The organism is Deltaproteobacteria bacterium (assembly GCA_016218975.1).
Lineage (GTDB): Bacteria > Desulfobacterota > Deferrimicrobia > Deferrimicrobiales > Deferrimicrobiaceae > JAENIX01.
The window spans coordinates 1-20,414 of sequence record JACRCO010000034.1; the positions used below are offsets into that span (position 1 = coordinate 1).

The window sequence follows — 20,414 nt, forward strand, 5'->3', positions numbered from 1 at the left end:
GGTGAGCTTCGCCCGCAGCTTCTGGACCGGTTCGGCCTGTGCGTCGAGGTGACGGGCGAGAAGGACCTTGGGTTGCGCCGCCAGATCGTCGAACGCGTCCTGTCGTTCGAGGCGGACGATCCGGAATTCAACGAGAGGTGGGCGAAGGAGGACGCGACGCTCCGCGACCGGCTCATCGCGGCGCGGGAGAGGCTGCCTTCCGTCGTGATATCCGGGACCGTGCTGGACGCGGTCGTGGAAGTCGTCGCCGATCTTGGAGTCGCCGGCCACCGGGGCGACATCACAATACTCAAATGCGCCAAGGCACTCGCGGCCGTAAAGGGAGTGACTACGCCCGACGAGGAATGCCTTGCCGACGCATTCCGGCTGTCGTTGCCGCACAGGCTGAAGGAAGACCCTTTCGAGGAGACCGCCTCCGGCAGGCGAAGGCTTGACGCGGTGCTGGCCCGCTTTTCCCGCTGATATTCTGCCGCTGCTTATACGTGTGTATCATCCGCGTTGCGCCCGATCGGGCATGAACGGCACGTAAATAATATTCCCGCAATCCGAATCGACCTGCCTTCAGGAAATACCTAATTTATTGGAGAGCTTTTTATGTGCCTGCCGTCGGCGGGAACAGGAGGTATATCAAGGAATTACGATATTTATTTCCCCGTGATTATTCTCCCCGGGACAATCCCGACGTATGGGGAGGTATCCGCATGAAAGAACGGATATTTTTCCTGAGGATCCTGCTCATAGTGGCCGGCGCGGAGATACTGGCGATGACGGTACTCTCCGGGGCCGGAGTTCCCGAAGGAAAGCTATTTATCATTTTCGACGTATTCCTGCTCACCGTTTTCAGCGCTCCGTTTCTCTACGTTTATGTTGTCAAGGAAATGGCACTCCGGTATGAAAGGGCCCTGTCTGCGGAAAGGGAACTCGCCGACCGGATGTATTCCCTCGCGAACAACGTACCCGGAGTCATTTACAGGGGCCTCCGGGACTGGTCGATTTCATTTATCGGCAGCGAGGTCGAGCGGCTGACCGGTTACACGGCCGGAGAATTCTTGCGCCGTGAAGTCGAGTGGCAGCAACTGATCCATCCCGAGGATCGAAAGACGATAAGGGAAGCGTTCAGGAAAGCCGTGCGCGAGCAACGGAAGGTAATGCGGACGGAGTATCGCATATTGCACAGGGACGGAAGCTACAAGTGGATCGCCGACCGTCGGCAGCTCATATACGACAGGGAGGGAGATTTCGCTTACGTGGACGGCCTTGCGCTGGACATCACCGACCGCAAGCAGGCCGAGGAGGAACGGCTTTCGAGCGAGCAACGTTTCCGGGCGATCGCCGACACCGCGACGGACGCGATCATATCGGCGGACTCCGCCGGCCGGATCATTTTCTTCAACCGCAGCGCGGAGACCCTGTTCGGGTACTCGGGCGAAGAGCTGGCCGGAAAAAGCCTGTCGGTGCTTATCCCCGCCAGATACCGTTCCGCGCATGAGCGGGGGATCGCGAGGTTCCTGGAAACGGGCGAGGCCCGGCTCATAGGGAAGACGGTCGAGCTGCACGCCCTTCGGAAAGACGGCGCCGAATTCCCGATCGAATTGTCCCTTGCGACATGGAATTCGTCCGAAGGGGTCTTTTTCACCGGAATCATCAGGGACATAACGCCGAGGAAGCGCGCGCAGGAAGAGGTTTCCCGCCTTGCGACCGCCGTCGGGCAACTGGCGGAAGCGGTCATCATCACGGACACCGCGGGAATCATACAATATGTGAACCCCGCCTTCGAACGGATCACCGGCTACTCCGCCGGGGAGACCATCGGCAAAAACACTTCCATTCTCAAGAGCGGCCGGCACGACGAAGTTTTTTACCGTGACATGTGGGAGAAACTTCGCGGCGGAGAGGTCTGGGCGGGCCGGTTTTTCAACCGGAGGAAAGACGGAAAGGTATACGAAGAGGATGCGCTGATCTCGCCGGTACACGACGAATCCGGGAGGATCGTGAACTACGTGGCCGTGAAGCGGGACGTCACCCGGCTTGTCTCGCTGGAGAAGCAGGTGCAGACCGCCCAGAGGATGGAAGCGGTGGGAACGCTTGCGGGAGGCATAGCGCACGATTTCAACAATGCTCTGACGGGGGTGCTCGGATTCGCCGAGCTCCTCCAGTCGAAAATCGGGAGGGATCCGCACGCGCTTGCGGATCTCGGCCAGATCAAGCATTGCGCGGAGCGGGCGTCCGGACTGACGAAACAGCTCCTCACCTTCGCGCGCCGCCAGACCGTTGTGCCGGTAAATCTGAACCTGAACGACGTCGTTTCGGGAATGATGAAGTTCTTCTCCCGGATCCTGGGCGAGAGGATCGAGCTGGATCAATCGCTCGCCGGGGAACTTCCCGCCGTCAGGGCCGATTTCGGTCAGATGGAGCAGATCCTCATGAACCTGTGCCTGAACGCCCGGGATGCGATGCCGGAAGGCGGCAGGATCCGGATCGAAACAAGGGAAGAGAAACTCGGCGGGGATTACGCCATGCGTCATCCCTACGTGAAGCCCGGCAGGTACGTCCTGCTCACCGTGTCGGACACGGGATGCGGGATGGACGAAAAGACCCGGGAGCGCGCGTTCGAACCGTTCTTCACGACAAAAGGGCCGGAGCGGGGGACGGGCCTCGGCCTCTCCGTGGTTTACGGGATCGTCAAGATGAACAACGGCATCCTGAACCTTTACAGCGAACCGGGGATGGGGGCGACATTCAAGATATATTTCCCGGCGGTGGACGCTGTTCCCGACGTGATTCCCGCCCGGAATGAGGACGCGGCAATGCGGGGAGGGACGGAAACCATACTCCTCGCGGAGGACGACGAAGTGGTTCGTACACTTGCGGAGCGCGCGCTGAAGGATGTCGGGTACACCGTGATTGCGGCCAGGAACGGGGAGGAAGCCGTGGAGATCTTCAGGAAATGCCGTGACGTCGAATTGGCCTTGCTGGACATGATCATGCCCGAATTGGACGGCAGGGAAGCATACGAAAAGATGCGAGGGATAAAGCCCGACCTGAAGGTGATCTTCACGAGCGGCTACGCCGCCGACCCGGAGGGGAAACCGTTCGTCCTGGAAGAAGGGGTCCCCTTTCTGGCGAAGCCGTACGGGCTGGTATCGCTGGCACGGATGGTGCGGGAAGTCCTGGATAAAAAGGCCACCTGACCGGTTAGTTATTCAGCCGTCCAGTTCGGGTGAATGCGGCTTGATGTCGACGACCGGCGTGCCGTCGACCGCGTCCATGCCGCGGACGCGAAGTACCGTCCCGCGGACTTCCAGCAGTTCCACCGTGTGAATGGAAATCGGGTTGGGACGATGCGGCGACCGCGTCGAAAAGACGCCGCGCTCCGGGGAATTCTCACGCCCCCGCGGATGTACCTTCCGCCGGGCGCGGTCGGCCCTGTCCATCCAGCACATCACGATGATCTTCCCGCTCTTGCGATGCGTGTCGCCGGGGAAGGGCGCTTCGCCCGGCGGGCCGGTGCGCATCGCCAGTCCTTCGAGCGCATCGGCGTATATTTCGTACACGACTATCTCGGCTTCGGTGCCGGCAAGCGCCCCCTGCTTCGGCGCGCCGTCGAGCGACTTGACCGCGGAGCGGACAAACCCGATCGGATGGATGACGTATTCCCGTTCCATGACGCTTTTCATTGTAGCGGATCGCTCTGACGGAAAGTCGGTCTCAGTAATTCGAAAGCCGGAACGGGATCTCGTTGTCCTTGAGGTAATTCACGAGGAGCTCGGGGTGGATCGCCACGCCGAGGTTGAGCGAGAGGATCTCCTTGTGGGGACGCTCCCTTCCCGGAATGCGGGTCTGGACAGGGAAAGAATGCATGTCCGTCCGGCTCTGGACTCCCCAAAGAGTTCCACGCGAATCGAACAGCGGCCCCCCGCTCTGGCCGATCAGCCCCGGGGAGGAGGTTTCCAGGAATTTGATATCGTACCGCCCGTCGGAGGACTTTCCGGCAGAGAGCGTCCTCGTGTAGATTCCTTCCATCGGGAATCTCGCGAGCGGCTGGGAGCCTTGCGTCAGATGGAACCTGCCGCCGTTTTCGTCGTATGAGGCCTTGACCTGCTGGAACGGGTATCCCAGCTTGCATAGCGGCGTGCCCACGTCGAGAGACGAGGGATCCTTGACGACCGGGTAAGGCCGGAACATCTCCGGATCGAACGGCTCAAGCCTTCCGACCGCGAGATCAGCCTCGGGAAGCAGGCGGACCTCCCCCAGGCGCATGGATTCCTGCCCCCACCGGAAGGAAACGTTCGTGAGCCATTTAGGATTGGTCTTCAGCCGGGAGATCTTCCGCCGCTTTTCCTCGAGGGAAATGTCCTGCTCGCTCTGGATGCCGAGGATTTTTCCGTAATAAGCGGAAATCTCCTTCGAGCTTTTTTGAAGTGCGTCTTCGGCGGCGAGCAGGTGGGCCGCGGTCAGGATCCATCCATTCTCATTGAGAACTACGAAGGCCGCGCAGCTGCACTCGGTCGAGCGGTCGAAATAGCGGCGCGCCGTGATGACGGGATAGGTGTAGCGGGAAGCGAGCTTGCATGCGTCGGCGAACATCTCTGCACCGCCTTGTGCTTACTGCGCCTCGTCGTGTCTCAAAGGTGGTTGGGCAGATAGTTGCCGTTATTTTGTAATTACAGATTAGCGAATAAAGGCGGTCGTTACAAGCCCCAATGAGGGGGGCAGTCCCAATGTGCGGGAGCGCCCCCGACGGGGGGAATCCCCGATGGCAAGGCTATATTCCCGGATGTCCTTTATCCACCGGGGTTTCCCCGCCGGATCCAGGTATCGGCTCATGCCGCTTTATCCTCCTTTATGAGCCTGTTTATTCTGGTTAACAGGTCAGAGGGGATTTCCTTCATTCCATGAGCTTTCTTTACGTGTTCCTGTACGTTCCGCAGCAGCTCCTCCTCCGTCTTCCCCTCCGACACGAAATTACAATCCACCCCTGCTTCCTTGCAGCTGATCGTATACGGCATGAAACACCTCCGGATGCGTATTCGATGGTTAACATGGCGCCTTCACCATGCTCTTATACGATGAGTTCCGGTTATTGAGGGTTGCCCATCGATTCAATAGAGATCGTACCTGAGGAGACGGCAATCGATAGGGCCGTTCATGAGCGGAAACTTTCGCGAGGACTTCAGCCCGATGTGCCTTGTGGCCGACGGATTTCCCGAGAGAACATATGCGGTCCATCCGCTGCACCTTTTCTTGAGCGCCTCTCCCATTGCCCTGTAGAATTCCTCGATTCCAGTTTCATCCGCAGCCATACGGACCCCGTAAGGCGGATTGCAGAGGATCGTCCCCGGCGGTTCCCCCGGCGTGAATTCCCGTATGTCGCACCGGTGGAACGACACGATATTCGCCACTCCCGCCCTCTTCGCGTTGCGCCCGGCTCCCGCGATCGCCTCGGAGGAAACGTCGAATCCGGCGATGCGGGGGATTCCATACGTGCGTACCGCATTCGCGGCTTCGTCGAGCATCGATGCCCATGACTTCGGACGGTAATCGGAATGCTTCTGGAATCCGAAGTAAGCGCGGAGGGATCCGGGGGCGGTGCGCGTCGCAAGCAGGGCAGCCTCGATGAGTATCGTTCCCGCGCCGCACGCCGGGTCCGCAAGCGGGGTTTTTCCGTCATACCCCGACAGCAGGACGATCCCCGCCGCGACCGTTTCCCGAAGCGAGGCCTCGGCAGGGTCGGCGCGGTACCCGCGCCGGTTCAGGCTTTCCCCCGAAGTGTCAAGCGAAAGGGTGCATACGTCCCGCACGATCCGGATGTGGATCCTGATGTCGGGCGCTGCGAGGTCGACGTCGGGCCTGGTCCGCACCTTTTCGCGGAACCGGTCGACGACGGCGTCCTTGGTTTTCTGCGCGGCGAAATGGGAATGCGCGATGGCGGAATCGCGCACCGCGGCCTCGACCGCTATTTTGTTCCGCACGGCGAAAACATCCGGCCAGGGGATCGCCTTCACCCCTTCGTAAAGCGCTTCAGGCGCGGGCGCGGGGAATTCCGAAAGCCGCAACAGCACACGGTTCGCTGTCCGCAGCCAGAGGTTCGCACGGTAGCGCAGATCGAAGTTCCCCGAAAAGGAAACGCCGCCCGGGCCGGCGGCAATCTCCTTCCCTCCCAGAGCGGATAATTCGTCGGCTAATACCCCTTCAAGTCCTTTCGATGTCGTCGCGAAATAGGTATACGCCGCCATGCCGCCATCATACACCTCAATGCTGCGAGCTCCTGGGAGAAGTGGGGAGTTTGAACTCCTCGTACAGTTTGGCGATTGCGGGCGCGATGCAAAATCCCCATGAGAACACCGCGAACCCCTTGAAACGCGCAGGGATGACGTACCTGTGTTTCGCCTCCTCGACGGGGATTCCGGCCTTGTACATCTTCCTTGCCTGATCCGTCAGATCGCCGAACACGTCCCGGAGCCTTTCCACCCCTTCCGGCCCGCAGACGGGACCGTGGCCGGGTACGAAAAGCGTCTCCTTGTCGTATCCTGAAAAAGCGAGGAGAGTTTTTTCCCAGGCGCGAAGGTCCGCATCGAACGTGGCGGGATACATCAGATTGAACAGCAGGTCGCCCGTGAAGACGATGTTCCGGTCGGGAATGCGCACGATCAGATCGGTAGGCGTGTGCCCGGGGCGCGCCTCGATGACGGCCTTGACGCCGCCGAGATCGACCGTCAGCGGCAGCTTCGACACTTCGAGCGGCCGGGTCGGCAATCCGATCATCGTGGAATCCATCGTGGCGAACACAAGCTTGTACGCGTTCAGGTCTCCCTTGGCGTGTTCCCTTTCGGCCTCGGTGGGCGCTTCCCGAGCTTGTTTCTCGAGCGCGGAAAGTTTATCCGTCTTGTCCGTCCCCTGAAGGCTTCCGTAGTTCAGCGCCATCATGGCCGCCGTTTTCTCGTGCGCCCATACCGGAATGCCCTGAGCGCCGTAGTGCGAGTTCCCCATCGAATGGTCGAAGTGGTAGTGGGTGTCGACCGCCGCCTGGACCGGAACCCTGCTCACGCTCCGCAGCGCTTCCATCTGGAATTCCGCGCCCGCCGGTTGGCGGAACCCTTCGATCATCAGTGCCGATTCCTTGCCGACGATGAACCCCCCGTTGGAAGTCGTCGTCAGTCCTTTCGACAGGTCGGAGATGGTCGCGTATACGCCGTCCCCGATCTTGCGTACGGATGCGAATCCCTTGTCGGCCAGCGGTTGCGCGGCCACGCGTGCGTCCGTAGCGACCTCGGCCGCCATCGCGGGCGCGGGCAGATAACGCGCCATCGCGATCGCCGCCCCGAGGCACGAGGTTGATACCAGAAATCCCCTGCGGGTGAACTGCGCATTGCCGTTCATGGGAATATCTCCTTTTCAATGGATCGAACGGTTTGCCGCGATATTTTCTTTTATCAGAGCGGCTCCTTGCCGGGAACCACGTTTTTTTGATGGTCGGAAAGTTGTTCAGGTTCAGGGCGGGGGCAAACGTTGTTATCACCGCCCTTCCTTCAATGGCGAGTTCCTGCCGACGCAAGATTAGTTAAGCAGATTATAATTTTAAGGTGTCGGCAAGAAGACGATGGCCTTTGCGGATGCTTCTTGCCGCCCTCGATGGAGTAAGGTCTTTTTCCCCCGAAAGCTGGGCGAGAAGCAAGGCATAGGTCAGAGTTTGGGCGTATGCGTGGAACGGAATATGGACCGAAAACTTGTCTGTGAGCGCTGTCGCGAGGGCTTTCAATGGCGCAAGCAGATTATCGGATTTCCCTCGAGCATATGGGCGTCGGCGATACATACTGTCACGCAGCTTCTACTCGTTCATTGGCAAGAAAGGAATCTACACGCGCAAACGCGGACTCGACAGGGGGACAAACAAGGAGCTTCTCTATAAACATATCCAGGAGAACCGTAAAGAAGGCAGCAGGCTTCGTGATCTAATGGATGTGCTTCCATCACTTACACGCGCTCAAGTTCAGGCTTTGCTCCGTACGCTGAAAAGGGAGGGACGTGCCCATTCTGTCGGGCTGACGAGAAGCGCTCTTTGGTATCCAGGAAATGGGCCTAAATGACAGGTTTTTAAATTGCGTCGTCATGTTGGGATAAATGCAATGGTGATGCAATAGCTTCGTGAACATGCATGATTTTAATCGTCATTTTTGCTTCGCTAAATAAAACAAAACCATTTTTTATAAGCAATTGAAAGCAATCGGGTGGTAATGGGTTGAGGAAAAAAGGCCATTGCGAGCCCGATGACATTTTTGCGAGCAATACATGCCGGAAGGTGCTGGGCGCAGCCTTGCGACGCATGACGGAAAGCCCTGTTGTTAGAGATCCGAAAATCTAAAGCGCTTATGTGATAAATTGAAGCAACGCGGGGCGGTGGAAACCGCCCCGTTCTTTCCGGGGCTGGCGCGAAACCGCATGTCGGAGGAATTATTTAATGGCGATCACGCGGGAAGAGGTGTTGCACGTAGCGCGGTTGGCCCGGCTTTCCCTCCCGGAAGAGGAGGCGGAGAGGCTCCGCGAGCAGCTCGGCAACATCCTTTCCTACATCCGCCAGCTCGACGCGCTCGACACGAAGGACGTCGTCCCCACCTCGCACGCCGTGGAAATGGGCACGCCGTTCCGGGACGATGCAGTCCATCCGTTCGGCGACAAGGAGGCGATCCTTTCGAACGCTCCCGACCGTCAGGAGGATTTCTTCCGCGTGCCGCGCATCATCGAGGATTGAACGGAGACCTTCCCCGCAATGACCGGCGTCCCTATCCATGAATGGACCCTTCTCGATGCGGCCGAAAAAGTCCGCAGGAAGGAGATCTCCTCCCGCGAACTGACACGCGCGCTTCTCGACCGGATCGGACGTCTCAACCGGAAGTTCAACGCCTACATCACCGTGCTGGAAGAGGGTGCGATGCGGGAGGCCGCGGCCCGCGACGAGGCGCAAGCACGCGGAGAAGCGGCAGGCCCGCTGCACGGCGTTCCCGTGGGCTTGAAGGATATCTTCTGCACCCGGGGGATTCTTACCACTTGCGGCAGCGGGATCCTGCGCAATTTCCTTCCGCCGTACGACGCTGCCGTGACCGAACGGATCCGCGCCTCGGGCGCGGTGCTATTGGGCAAGCAGAACATGGACGAGTTCGCAATGGGCTCCTCCACGGAAACCTCCCGGTTCGGCCCGGCTCGGAACCCATGGGCGGCGGACAGGATTCCCGGCGGTTCTTCCGGCGGGACGGCTGCCGCGGTCGCGGCGGGCCTCTGCTTCGCGGGGGTGGGGACCGATACCGGCGGCTCCATCCGGCAGCCGGCGGCGGTGTGCGGCGCCGTGGGGATGAAACCCACATACGGCCGCGTGTCCCGGTACGGCATGGTAGCGTTCGCCTCCTCACTCGACCAGGCGGGGCCGATTACACGCTCCGTCCCCGACGCGGCGGCGTTGCTCTCGGTCATCGCGGGGCACGACCGGCGGGATTCCACATCGGTCGACCGGCCCGTCCCGGACTACCCGGCGGCGGCGAAAAGGGACGTCAAGGGTCTCAAGGTAGGACTTCCGAAAGAGTACTTCGAAGGTGAGGGGCTCGACTCCGAAGTCAGGAAAGCCGTGGAGAAGGCGCTCGCTGCGCTCATATCGCAAGGGGCGGAGGTCCTGGATGTATCGCTGCCTCATACCGCCTATGCCCTGGCTGCCTACTACATCATCGCCCCTGCGGAGGCGTCATCGAACCTGGCCCGGTACGACGGCGTGCGGTACGGCTACCGAGCGAAGACCGACGGCGGCCTGATCGAGATGATGTCGCGGACGCGGGCGGAAGGTTTCGGCGCGGAGGTAAAGCGGCGCATCATGATCGGGACGTACGCGCTTTCGGCGGGGTATTACGAGGCTTACTACGGAAAGGCGCAGAAGGTCCGCACTCTGATCCGCCGCGATTTCGAATCCGCCTTCGCAAAGGCGGACGTGCTGCTCACCCCCACATCTCCCACGCCGGCCTTCCGCCTGGGAGAGAAGACGGACGATCCCCTGACCATGTACCTGTCCGACATATTCACCATCCCGTGCAACCTGGCGGGGATCCCCGGGATTTCGGTGCCGTGCGGGATGTCCGGAGGCGGCCTTCCGATCGGCGCCCAGTTGCTGGCGAAGCACTTCGACGAGGAAAGCTTGATCGCCGCCGCAGCGGCGGTGGAGCGGGCGATCCCGCTGCCGCGCGTCGCGCCGGACCCGGGAGCGTGACGAAGGTGGGATTCGAAGCGGTCATCGGGCTGGAAGTCCACGCGCAGCTCTCGACGCGCAGCAAGATCTTCTGCTCCTGCTCCGCATCCTTCGGCGCATCCCCGAACGAGAACACCTGCCCCGTTTGCACAGGGATGCCGGGGGTTCTCCCCGTCCTGAACCGACGGGTCGTCGAATTTGCGATCCGCACCGCGCTGGCCACTTCCTGCACGGTGCAGCCGAAGAGCGTCTTCGCGCGGAAGAACTACTTCTACCCGGACCTTCCCAAGGCGTACCAGATTTCCCAGTACGAACTGCCGCTGGCGCTTGCGGGGCATATAGACGTCGAGGTGAACGGGACGGCGAAGCGGATCGGCATCACGCGCATCCATATGGAGGAGGACGCCGGCAAGCTTGTGCACGAAGGGGAATTCGCCGGTGCGCAGGCGTCGCTGGCCGATCTTAACCGCTGCTCGGTGCCGCTGATGGAGATCGTCTCGGAGCCCGATCTCCGCACGCCCGAGGAGGCGGGGGCGTATCTGAGGATGCTGCACGACATCCTCGTGTACCTTGAAGTATGCGACGGGAACATGGAGGAAGGCTCCTTCCGCTGCGACGCGAACGTCTCCGTCCGGCCGAAGGGACAAAAAGAGTTCGGTACGAAGGCGGAACTCAAGAACATGAACTCCTTCAGGAACGTGGAGCGCGCGCTGGACTTCGAGATCCGCCGGCAGATCGAGCTGATCGAGGACGGCGGGAAGGTCGTGCAGGAGACCCGGCTGTGGGACGCGGCGGCTGGCGTGACGCTGTCCATGCGGGGGAAGGAGGAAGCCCACGATTACCGGTACTTCCCCGACCCCGATCTCCTTCCGCTTGTGGTGGACGACGCCTGGATAGATGAGCTGGGAAAGACGATCCCGGAACTCCCTGCGGAGAAGACGGCGCGGCTCGAAGCGGCTTACGGGATTCCGAAATACGACGCCGGGCTTCTCGCCGGAAGCCGAAAGCTGGCCGATTTCTTCGAAGCTTGCGTGGCCCTCTACGGAGGCAACCCGAAAGTCACAGCCAACGAGTGCATCCACTGGAAGGACACCGTCGCCGCCGGGAAGCTTTCCCCCGAAACGATTGCGCACGCCGTGGAAGACAGGGAATCCGGCGTAATCTCGGCTACGGTTTCCAAGAAACTCGTAGAGACGTCGATCGAAACCGGAAAACCTATCCGCCTCCTCCGCGACGAGATGGGACTCACCCAGGTTTCCGATACGGGGGCGCTCGAAGAGATCGTTTCCGTGATCCTCGCCGCGAATCCGAAAGAGGTGGAAAGCTACCGCGCCGGGAAGGCCGGGCTCATCTCCTTCTTCGTCGGGCAGGTGATGAAGGAAACCCGGGGAAAGGCAAACCCGAAGGTCGTGCAAGAGGTGCTCCGGAAGAAACTCGGTTAGCCCGCGCAATCTTGAGGGGGAAAGCGGGTTCGGCGCCGCCCGGACCGGGGAGGGAGCCATGCGGAAAGCGGCAATCGCAGCCGCGATAGTTTTTATCGCAGCGGCCGTCCTGGTCCTTGTCCTTCCTCGTGTGATCTCCCTCGAGCCGTTCAAGCCCCGCATCGCGGCGCTTCTGGAAGAAAAGACGGGCCGAAAGGCCTCCTTCTCGAAAGTTACCCTGTCGCTTTTCCCCGGCATAGGTCTGAAGATCGAGGGGCTTACGATTTCCGGAGATCCCGGGCACACTGCGGAGAACCTGCTTTCCGTGCCCGAGGCGGAGGCCCGCGTGGCCTTGGCAAAGCTTCTCGCGGGACGAGTGGAGTTCGGAAGGCTCATCTTCCGCCGTCCCGAAGTCGTATTCCGTAAATACAAGGACGGCACCCATTCGCTGACGCGGATCGCGGAGCGCATGTCGGGAAAGGATGGGGCCGCGCCGCAAACCGCAAAGGAACCCGTATCGGTCACGATCCGTACCGTTTCCATCGAAGAAGCGAAGCTGCACCTGTTCCTGGAGGATACGGACGGTAAGGAGACCCGATGGGACATCGAGCCGTTCACATTCCGGTTAGACGGGATCGGCGGAAAGCGGAACGAGTTCATGATCGAGACCCGGATCGCCGGGGTGTTGCGAGGGGAAATACGGGCGGCAGGAAGCATGACCCGCGAGGAGGCGGCGTCCGCCGGACTGCCGCGGTACCGTCTCGCAGCGGATGGGAAGATATTCGGGCAGCAGATGAGCGCGGAGGGAACGATCCCCGATCCGCCGGGGTCCGGCGCTGCGGACGTGACCGTCGTCTTTCCGAAGATCGAGATGGCGAAGATCCCCGGAATGTTCGCCGCCGTTCCGGAAGCGCTGGCGAAGGCCTCTCCCGAAGGGCTTGCATCGCTCAAGGTCGATATCTCGGGCGACGTTCAGGCTGCGGAATTCAAGGCGGAGGCCGATCTCACAAGGACGGGATGGACGGTGCTCCCGGGCCTGCGCAAGTTTATGGATATGCCATGCACGGTAACGGCTCAGGGGCGCCGCTTTCCGGACCGTTTCGTCGTGTCGAATGCGGAATTGAAATTTCCTCCGCTGAGCGCAACCGGGGAAGCCTCGTATTCCCCCTCCACGGGAAGGCGGGAATGGGCCGCCTCGGCCCGCATCGCGTCCCTTTCGGAGTTCGCAAGGAGCCGCGGCAACATGTTGGGAAAATGGTCGCCGTCGGGGCAGTTGACCGCCTCCGGAAAGGGGTATCGTCCCGCGGCGTCGGCCAGGGAAACATGGAACGTTTCGCTCGACCTTGGGAACGTAGCCGCCCGTTTCCCGGAGGACAGGATCGACCTTGGCGACGTGGACGGCCACGTGGAGATTTCTTCCGGAAAAATCGAATTCCAGCCGCTCGCGGGGCTGTTCAACGGCCAGCGCTTTTCCCTCAAGGGATCGGTTTCCCTCGGACCCGCTCCGGCGGGACAGGCAAGCCTTTACATGCCTTACCTCGATCCGGATAAATTGTTCCCGCCCGATGAAAGCGGAGACCGGGCGAAACCGGCGAAGCGGGATACGGACGCAGGAAAAGCGCCGGTGGGAACGGAGATCTCCGCGCGCGGGAGCGTGCGCATAGACGCGGGGAAGATCAAGGGGCTGGAGTTCAGGAACCTTTCGGGGACGGGGCGATACGAGCGGGGAACGCTGACGGTCGATGAAATGACCGCGCGGATGTACGGAGGCGATGCCGATATATCCGGCCGGATAAGGCTCAAGCCGCAGGATCGTGATTTCCGGGTCAGGGTGGCGGCGAAAAATCTTCAGATCAACGAAGTGCTGTCGAGGACGACCAGCCTTAAGGATTTCATCGCGGGCGCGGGGTCGCTTTCGGCGGATCTCGGCGGCAGTTCCCGGGATTTCGCCGAATTCAGCCGGACGGCAGGCGGTTCGGGGTCCTTCCGGGTCACCGGTGGTAAAATCAGGGGGGTGGATCTCCTGGCGTCCGCGACGGGACTGGCCGGGCTTGGCGGGGTCTATTCGCCGAAGGGGGGCCCGGGCGAGGGGAAATCGAAGGAGACATCATTCTCGGATCTCGCCGCCGATTTCAGGATCGAGGGGGGGAAGATCCGAACGGAGTCCTTGAAAATCTCATCGGGGAAGTTCAGCCTCGAAGGGAAGGCCGCGGTCGGATTCGACCGTTCATTCGATTTCCGGGGAATGCTTTTTTTGCCGAAGGAGCTTTTGCAGTCCGCCCGCGCAGCGAAGGGGAAATTTCTGGTCGGTCCGTCCGGGCGCGTAGAGATACCGCTGTCGATGTCGGGATCCGTCACCGCTCCCGGAATGGCGATCGACGCCGAGACGCTCGCGAAGGGGATCGCGAAAAGGGCGATCAGGAAACTGCTGGACGGGAACGGGGACGCGGAACCACCGGCTCCACCGGGGACGGAAAGCGGGAAACCGCCGGAACGGCCTGCGCCGGAAAAGAAACTCAAGGACCTGCTCGAAAGGTTCCTGCCCGGGAAGAAATAGGGGGAGAGCCATGGTACCCGACGGCCGCGCGCTTCTCGTCATAGACATGCTGGAGGATTTCGTGAGGCCCGGAGCGCCGCTTGAAGTGCCCCGGACGCGGGACATCCTTCCCGCGTTGCGCCGCCGCATCGCGCGGGCGAGGAAAGAGGGGGAGCTGGTCGTGTACGTGTGCGATTCCCACGGCAGGCGCGATCCCGAGTTCGCGCGGATGGGGTGGCCCCCTCATGCGATCTCTGGGACTCCCGGAGCGGCCGTGGCCGCGCAGATCTCTCCGGAACCGGGGGATGTGGTCGTAGAGAAGAAGACGTACTCGGGCTTTCATCGCACGTCGCTTGCGTCCGTCCTGCGCCGCCGCCGCATCCGGCACATTTCGCTTTCCGGCTGCGTAACCAACATCTGCGTCCTGTACACGGCCGCGGACGCCGCCATGCGCGGCTTCGACGTTTCCGTCGACGAGTCGCTCGTGGCAGGGCTCGACCGGAAGACGCACGCCTTCGCGCTCGAACAGATGGAAAAAATCCTTGGAGTCCGGGTGACCCGAAAAAAGGGATGATCCGGGCGGGAGGAACTTCGATGAACCCGATCCCCGGCTGGGAGGAGATTCGGCGGGGGGATACGACCGACGTCTATTTCCGCAGGACGATGGAGGTCCTGAGAAAGCTCGGCAAGGACCGGACCGTGGTGAAAGCGGAGGCCATCGTCAAGAAGATGCCCGCGGGATACGATTACGGAATCCTCTCCGGCATAGACGAGATGCTGTCCCTCCTCGCCGGGCGCGACACGGGCCTGCGGGCGATGGAGGAGGGAACGCTGTTCCTGCCGTGGGAACCGGTTTTCTCGATCGAGGGGCCTTACGGGGAGTTCTGCGAAATGGAAACCGCGATGCTGGGCGTCCTCTGCCAGTCCTCCGGGATCGCAACCAAGGCTTCCCGCATCAAGCATCTGTGCGGCGACAGGATGGTGTTGAGCTTCGGCGCGCGCAGGATGCACCCCGCACTCTCGACGGTCATCGATCGGAACGCATTCATCGGCGGAGCGGACACCGTGTCGGTGGTCCGCAGCGCGGAGTTTCTCGGGGAAAACGCAGTCGGCACGATGCCACACGCCTTGATTATGGTTCTGGGCGACACCGTCGAAGCGATGCGCGCATTCGACGAAACCGTGAACCCGGCGGTCCCGCGGATCTGCCTCATCGACACGCTGCAGGACGAGAAGTTCGAGGCCCTGCGGGTCGCCGAAGCGCTGGGGGAGCGGCTTTTCGGAATACGGCTCGACACGCCCTCCTCCCGGCGCGGCGATTTCCGCAGGATCGTCGAGGAGGTCCGCTGGGAGCTCGACCTGCGGGGCTTCTCCCGCGTTAAGATCTTCGCATCGGGCGGCATCGGGGAAGAGGAGGTGCGCGAGCTGGCCGGCGTCGTCGACGGGTTCGGCGTCGGGACCGCGCTCTCCAACGCGGCGACACTCGATTTCGCGCTGGACATCGTGGAGGTGGAGGGCGTACCGTTCGCCAAGCGGGGAAAGCATTCCGGGGGCAAACAGGTGGCGATCTGCCCCTCCTGTTTTTCGCGGAAGGTGCTTCCGGAAGGCATCGGGCAGCAGCGGTGCCCCTGCGGGGATGCGATGGAGCCCCTCCTCCGGCCTGTCATGCGGGAGGGGAAGACGCTTGCTTCCCCCCGGCCGCCCCGCGAAATCCGGGATCGGGTCCTTGCCCAGGTGTCGCGGTTCCGTTCCATGAAAGAGAGGAATTGAAATTGTCCTTCCTGACGATCGAGTGGACGGGGGATGCCCTGCTCCTGCTGGACCAGCGCGTGCTTCCCATGAAAGAAACGATGCGCCGCTACACCGACGCCGAGGGCGTCGCCGAGGCGATACGCACGATGGTGGTCCGGGGAGCGCCGGCGATCGGCGTGACCGCCGCCTTCGGTCTCGTCCTTGCGGTCCGGAAGGCGGCCCGAAGAGGGCGGCCGTGGCGGGAGACGTTCCACGCAGCCGCCGAGATGCTTGGAGCCACGAGGCCCACCGCGGTGAACCTTTTCTGGGCGATAGAACGGATGCACAGGGCGGCGGCATCCCTCCCGGAAGATTCCGGGGCGGCGTCGACCTTCCTCGAGCGGGAGGCAATCGCCGTCTACGAGGAAGACGTGGCGGCCAACCGGGCCATGGGGGCGCACGGGGCCAGGCTTCTGCCGGGAAAATGCTCCGTGCTGACGCATTGCAACGCAGGGGCGCTTGCGACCGCCGGCTACGGAACTGCGCTGGGCGTTATCCGCGCGGCGACGACTGCGGGGAAGAAGATACACGTCTACGTCGACGAAACGCGGCCCTTCCTGCAGGGGGCGAGGCTTACGGCGTGGGAGCTGATGAAGGACGATATTCCCTGCACGCTCGTGACCGACAACATGGCGGCGAAGCTGTTCGGCGACGGAAAGATCCAGGCGGCGATCGTGGGAGCCGACCGGATAGCGCGGAACGGCGACGTGGCCAACAAGATCGGCACTTACGGGGTTGCGGTCCTTTGCCGCGTCCACAGGGTCCCCTTCTACGTGGCGGCTCCCTGCTCCACCATCGACGTGGGCATTCGCTCGGGTAAGGATATCCCCATCGAGGAGCGCAACGGCCGGGAGGTGACCCACGTGATGGAACATCCCGTCGCGCCTCCGGGCGTGCCCGTCTACAACCCGGCCTTCGACGTCACCCCTGCGCGCTACGTTTCCGCCATCGTCACGGAAAAGGGGGTGCTGAAAGCTCCCCTTTCCCGCGATATCCGGGCGCTCTTCCGGTGAACCGCACCCCCGCGTCCGCCCCCTCCCTGATCGACCGGCTGCTTTCGCTCGGCGTGGAGAACACCGCCCGGGCCCTGCCGCTTGTGGAGGAAATCCGGAAGCGGCTTTCTTGGGGGGAACCCGACCTTGCGCCGCTTTGGAAGGGGGCTGAGGCCGCCCCCGATCCATTGGGATTTTTTCTCGGCCTTTCAAAGCTTGCCGACACCGCCCCCACGGATGATCTCGCGGGCGTTATCTCGCGGCCGGAAAAGCTACGTGCGCTGGGGGCCCTCCTCGGCGGATCCGAATTTCTCTCCGACCAGATCGCAAGACGAAGGGAGATCTTTTCCTTCCTTTTCCTCGAGGACGGATTCATGCGCCGGGCGGATGCGGCGGAGCTCATGGAGGAAGCGGTTTCCGCCGCACGGAGTTGCTCGACGGAAAAGGAAATCAAGGCCGCCTTGCGGCGCATGAAGCTGCGCGAGGTCGCGCGGATCGCCACGCGCGACCTTTCGGGGTTGTCTCCTCTCGCCGAGGTGACGGAGGATCTCTCCTCCCTGGCCGCTGCGGCGCTTTCGGGAGCGATCGGTTTCGCCAGGCGCACTCTCACCGACAGGTACGGCGCTCCGCTTGTGGAGGGTGCGGACGGGCGCGAGTGCGGGTTCGTCGTCATGGGGATGGGAAAGCTGGGAGGGGTCGAGCTGAATTTCAGCTCCGACATCGACCTGCTCTACCTCTACGAAACCGACCACGGGATGACCGGCGGCGGCGCGGAAGGGAAAACGGTCACCTTGCATCAATACTTCGTCCGCCTTTCGGAAATGGTCACCCGGATCGTTTCAGAGGTCACGGAAGACGGGTTCGTTTTCCGCGTCGACCTGCGGTTGCGGCCCGAAGGGACCAAGGGTGACCTCGCCAACTCGCTCCGCTCCGCCGAGATCTATTACGAGTCCTGGGGGCAGGCGTGGGAGCGCGCGGCCCTGATCAAGGCGCGGCCGGTCGCGGGAGACCTCGCCGTGGGAGAGGAATTTCTGCGGATCGTCACCCCGTTCGTGTACCGGAAATACCTGGACTTCACCTCCATCGAGGAGATCAAGGAGATGAAGGACCGGATCGACCTCGCCGCCGCCCGCTCCCGCAAAGGCGGCAGGGACTTGAAGCTCGGCGTCGGGGGAATCCGGGAGATCGAATTCTTCGCGCAGGCCCACCAGCTCATCTACGGCGGGAAGGCCCAGGCCCTCAGGATGCGCGGAACGATGCAGGCCCTGGAGGCGCTGGCCAGGCTGGGGATCGTCCCGAAAGAGGAGCTGTCCGTCCTTTCGGAGGCATACGGGTTTTTGAGGACGCTCGAACACCGGATACAGGTGTTCCAGGAGCGGCAGACGCACACGCTTCCCCAGCGGGAGGAAGATCTCTCGAGGCTTGCCCGGTCCATGGGTATGGAAGGCGGCGAGTCGCTCCTGCAGGCCCTGGAAAGTCATACGGAGAACGTGCGGGCGAGCTACGGCCGGCTCTTCCGGGGAGCGCCGGAGGAAGCTTCCGACGAGATTCCCGCCGACGTCCAGTCTCTCTTTCTCTCCGAGTCCGGTGAAGAGGAAACCGCGGCCCGGATGAAAGCCCTCGGGTTTGCCGATCCCGTGGCCGCAGCGAGGAACCTGGCGACGCTTCGGGACGGGCCGCCGTTCGTCCGACTCCCCTCCCGCGCCCGCAGATACCTCGGAAAGATCACCCCGGCGATCCTCGCCCGCGCGATACGCACGCACGACCGCGACATGGCGCTCGCGCACGCGGAGCGGTTCCTCGCGGCGATCGGCGCCAGGACGATGTTCTACGCCCTTCTTTTCGAAAATCCGAAGGTGGTCGACGCCCTCGTCCGCCTTTTCGGAAGCAGCCCTTACCTTTCCGGTTACCTGCTGCGCCACCCGGAGCTGCTTGACACTTTCCTGAAGCAGGACCTGAACGTGCTCGGAAAATCGAAGTCCGACCTGCGAAGGGAGGCGGGCGAGGCGCTTGCCGCCTGCAACGATTTCGAGCAGGAGATGGACGAGCTGCGCAGGTTCCGGAATCTGGAGACGCTTCGGATAGGCACGCACGACCTGTCGGGGAGCCTTTCCCTGGAGGAAGGGATGTACCAGCTCTCCGCGCTGGCGGAGGTGCTTCTCGCGAACACGTTTTTCATCGCGCGGCGCGAGGTGTCGCGGCGGTTCGGCATTCCCGTGACCGACAGGGGCGGGGAGGAGGCGAAATTCTGCGTGCTGGGGCTGGGGAAACTGGGATCCGAGGAGCTTTCGTACCACAGCGACCTGGACATCATTTTCGTCTATTCCGGGGAAGGCGAGACAGTGCCTCCGCCCGGCGCGGACCCCTCGGGATACCGCAAGTTGACCAACCACGAATACTTCGCGAAGATCGCCCAGCGGATGATCTCCATTCTTACCACGGTGACCCGCGAGGGATACGTCTACAAGCTGGATACCCGGCTGCGTCCCTCGGGCAACGCCGGCCCGCTCGTATCCTCCATGACCGCCTTCGAGAAGTACCACGAACGGTCCGCACAGCTATGGGAGCGCCAGGCGCTGCTCAAATGCCGGTTCGTCGCCGGGGACCGGGATTTCGGGAAGAAAGTCGAGGCAAAGGTGGCCGGGTTCATCTACTGCAAGCCGCTGCCCGCCGACGCGGCGATGGAAATCCACAGGCTGCGGACGCGGATGGAGGTGGAGCTGGGCAAGGAGCGCACCGACCGGTTGAACCTCAAGGTCGGGAAGGGGGGCGTGGTGGACGTGGAGTTTGCCGTGCAGTACCTGCAGCTCCAGTATGGAGCCGGAAGCACCGCCCTTCGCGCCCGGTCCACGTTGAAGGCGCTCTACGAGCTTATGCGGGCAGGAAGGATAGAGGTCCCGGACTACCAGGAGCTCGACGGGGGGTATCGCTTCCTGCGCGCGCTGGAGGTTCGGCTGCGGCTTTCCCAGGACGCGTCGATAGAGCAGTTCGATCCGGCGGCCCTTGGCCCGGAATTGCTGGAGCGCTACAGGGAAGAAACCGGACGGATAAGAAAGGTTTACCTGAAGATTCTCGGGCTGCGCGATTAGCCGATTTCGTCGTCCGGGAAATCGAACATGGGAAGCCGCTTGATCCACTCGGAGGCTATGCCTGGCACGGCAGGCGGAGGAACGGACCCGGACTCCACGTCCAGCATCGCGTTCCGGATTTCCATCAGCAGCTGCATGTTGAAGCCGCCGACGTCCTCCCAGCTCCCGGCCACGCCCCGCTTGTTTTCGTAAAAATTAGCCATGATTCGCTCTCCTGCCTATTAGAACGGCTGGAACGGGAAAAAGATTCAATAAAATATCGTCCAGCCGGTTTTGCGAAAGAATCCTATAGGCCGCGCCCCGAATTGTCAAAGGGAAAATCGGGAGGCTCCGTAACGTTAGCTGCAACGGCCGGCTGAA

General features: G+C 62.1%; 16 protein-coding genes. 10 read left to right on the forward strand and 6 right to left on the reverse strand.

What is annotated here, in order from left to right; all coding sequences use genetic code 11:
- Positions 1-462, forward strand: a 462-nt coding sequence (locus tag HY896_03915) for a hypothetical protein (GenBank protein ID MBI5575489.1), incomplete at its 5' end; no start/stop codon positions are given.
- A 239-nt stretch (positions 463-701) separates the two neighbouring features.
- A complete protein-coding gene (locus HY896_03920; protein ID MBI5575490.1) occupies positions 702-3,191 on the forward strand; it encodes a PAS domain S-box protein in 2,490 nt (829 codons plus the stop codon).
- A 12-nt stretch (positions 3,192-3,203) separates the two neighbouring features.
- Here the strand turns inward: HY896_03920 and tsaA are convergent, their stop codons facing one another.
- From tsaA to HY896_03945, 5 genes are all read right to left on the reverse strand, one after another.
- Positions 3,204-3,665, reverse strand: coding sequence for a tRNA (N6-threonylcarbamoyladenosine(37)-N6)-methyltransferase TrmO (gene tsaA / locus HY896_03925; protein ID MBI5575491.1), 462 nt, complete (start codon positions 3,663-3,665; stop codon positions 3,204-3,206).
- 43 nt (positions 3,666-3,708) lie between these two features.
- Entirely contained in the window at positions 3,709-4,587 is an 879-nt protein-coding gene (locus HY896_03930; GenBank protein ID MBI5575492.1) for a trypsin-like peptidase domain-containing protein, read from the reverse strand.
- 236 nt (positions 4,588-4,823) lie between these two features.
- Positions 4,824-5,009 carry a DUF1059 domain-containing protein gene (locus HY896_03935; GenBank protein ID MBI5575493.1) on the reverse strand — a complete coding sequence of 62 codons (186 nt, stop codon included), beginning with the start codon at positions 5,007-5,009 and terminating at the stop codon, positions 4,824-4,826.
- A 93-nt stretch (positions 5,010-5,102) separates the two neighbouring features.
- Positions 5,103-6,236, reverse strand: coding sequence for a methyltransferase (locus HY896_03940; GenBank protein ID MBI5575494.1), 1,134 nt, complete (start codon positions 6,234-6,236; stop codon positions 5,103-5,105).
- A gap of 16 nt (positions 6,237-6,252) precedes the next feature.
- Entirely contained in the window at positions 6,253-7,380 is a 1,128-nt protein-coding gene (locus HY896_03945; GenBank protein ID MBI5575495.1) for an MBL fold metallo-hydrolase, read from the reverse strand.
- 1,078 nt (positions 7,381-8,458) lie between these two features.
- Between HY896_03945 and gatC the strand changes: the two genes are divergently transcribed.
- Genes gatC through glnE form a run of 8 tightly spaced genes read left to right on the forward strand, consistent with a single transcriptional unit; the run spans position 8,459 to position 20,054 of the window.
- Positions 8,459-8,749 carry an Asp-tRNA(Asn)/Glu-tRNA(Gln) amidotransferase subunit GatC gene (gene gatC / locus HY896_03950; GenBank protein ID MBI5575496.1) on the forward strand — a complete coding sequence of 97 codons (291 nt, stop codon included), beginning with the start codon at positions 8,459-8,461 and terminating at the stop codon, positions 8,747-8,749.
- 18 nt (positions 8,750-8,767) lie between these two features.
- A complete protein-coding gene (gatA, locus tag HY896_03955; protein MBI5575497.1) occupies positions 8,768-10,246 on the forward strand; it encodes an Asp-tRNA(Asn)/Glu-tRNA(Gln) amidotransferase subunit GatA in 1,479 nt (492 codons plus the stop codon).
- Positions 10,247-10,251: 5 nt separating this feature from the next.
- On the forward strand, positions 10,252-11,667 hold the full coding sequence (gatB, locus tag HY896_03960; GenBank protein ID MBI5575498.1) for an Asp-tRNA(Asn)/Glu-tRNA(Gln) amidotransferase subunit GatB: 1,416 nt from the start codon (positions 10,252-10,254) through the stop codon (positions 11,665-11,667).
- 58 nt (positions 11,668-11,725) lie between these two features.
- Positions 11,726-14,203: an AsmA family protein gene (locus tag HY896_03965; GenBank protein ID MBI5575499.1), complete on the forward strand. Its 2,478-nt coding sequence runs from the start codon at positions 11,726-11,728 to the stop codon at positions 14,201-14,203.
- Positions 14,204-14,213: 10 nt separating this feature from the next.
- On the forward strand, positions 14,214-14,756 hold the full coding sequence (locus HY896_03970) for a cysteine hydrolase (protein MBI5575500.1): 543 nt from the start codon (positions 14,214-14,216) through the stop codon (positions 14,754-14,756).
- 20 nt (positions 14,757-14,776) lie between these two features.
- Positions 14,777-15,952 (forward strand): nicotinate phosphoribosyltransferase, encoded by a 1,176-nt coding sequence (locus tag HY896_03975; protein ID MBI5575501.1) that lies wholly within the window; start codon positions 14,777-14,779, stop codon positions 15,950-15,952.
- Positions 15,953-15,954: 2 nt separating this feature from the next.
- The gene (gene mtnA / locus HY896_03980; protein ID MBI5575502.1) at positions 15,955-16,986 is read left to right on the forward strand and encodes an S-methyl-5-thioribose-1-phosphate isomerase; all 1,032 of its coding nucleotides are present in this window, start codon (positions 15,955-15,957) and stop codon (positions 16,984-16,986) included.
- On the forward strand, positions 16,983-20,054 hold the full coding sequence (gene glnE / locus HY896_03985) for a bifunctional [glutamate--ammonia ligase]-adenylyl-L-tyrosine phosphorylase/[glutamate--ammonia-ligase] adenylyltransferase (protein MBI5575503.1): 3,072 nt from the start codon (positions 16,983-16,985) through the stop codon (positions 20,052-20,054). The genes mtnA and glnE overlap by 4 nt, the downstream gene beginning before the upstream one ends.
- Here glnE and HY896_03990 read toward each other — a convergent pair.
- Positions 20,051-20,257, reverse strand: a complete 207-nt coding sequence (locus tag HY896_03990) for a hypothetical protein (GenBank protein ID MBI5575504.1) — start codon at positions 20,255-20,257, stop codon at positions 20,051-20,053. The two genes, glnE and HY896_03990, sit on opposite strands and share 4 nt — an antisense overlap.
- Positions 20,258-20,414 lie beyond the last annotated feature (157 nt).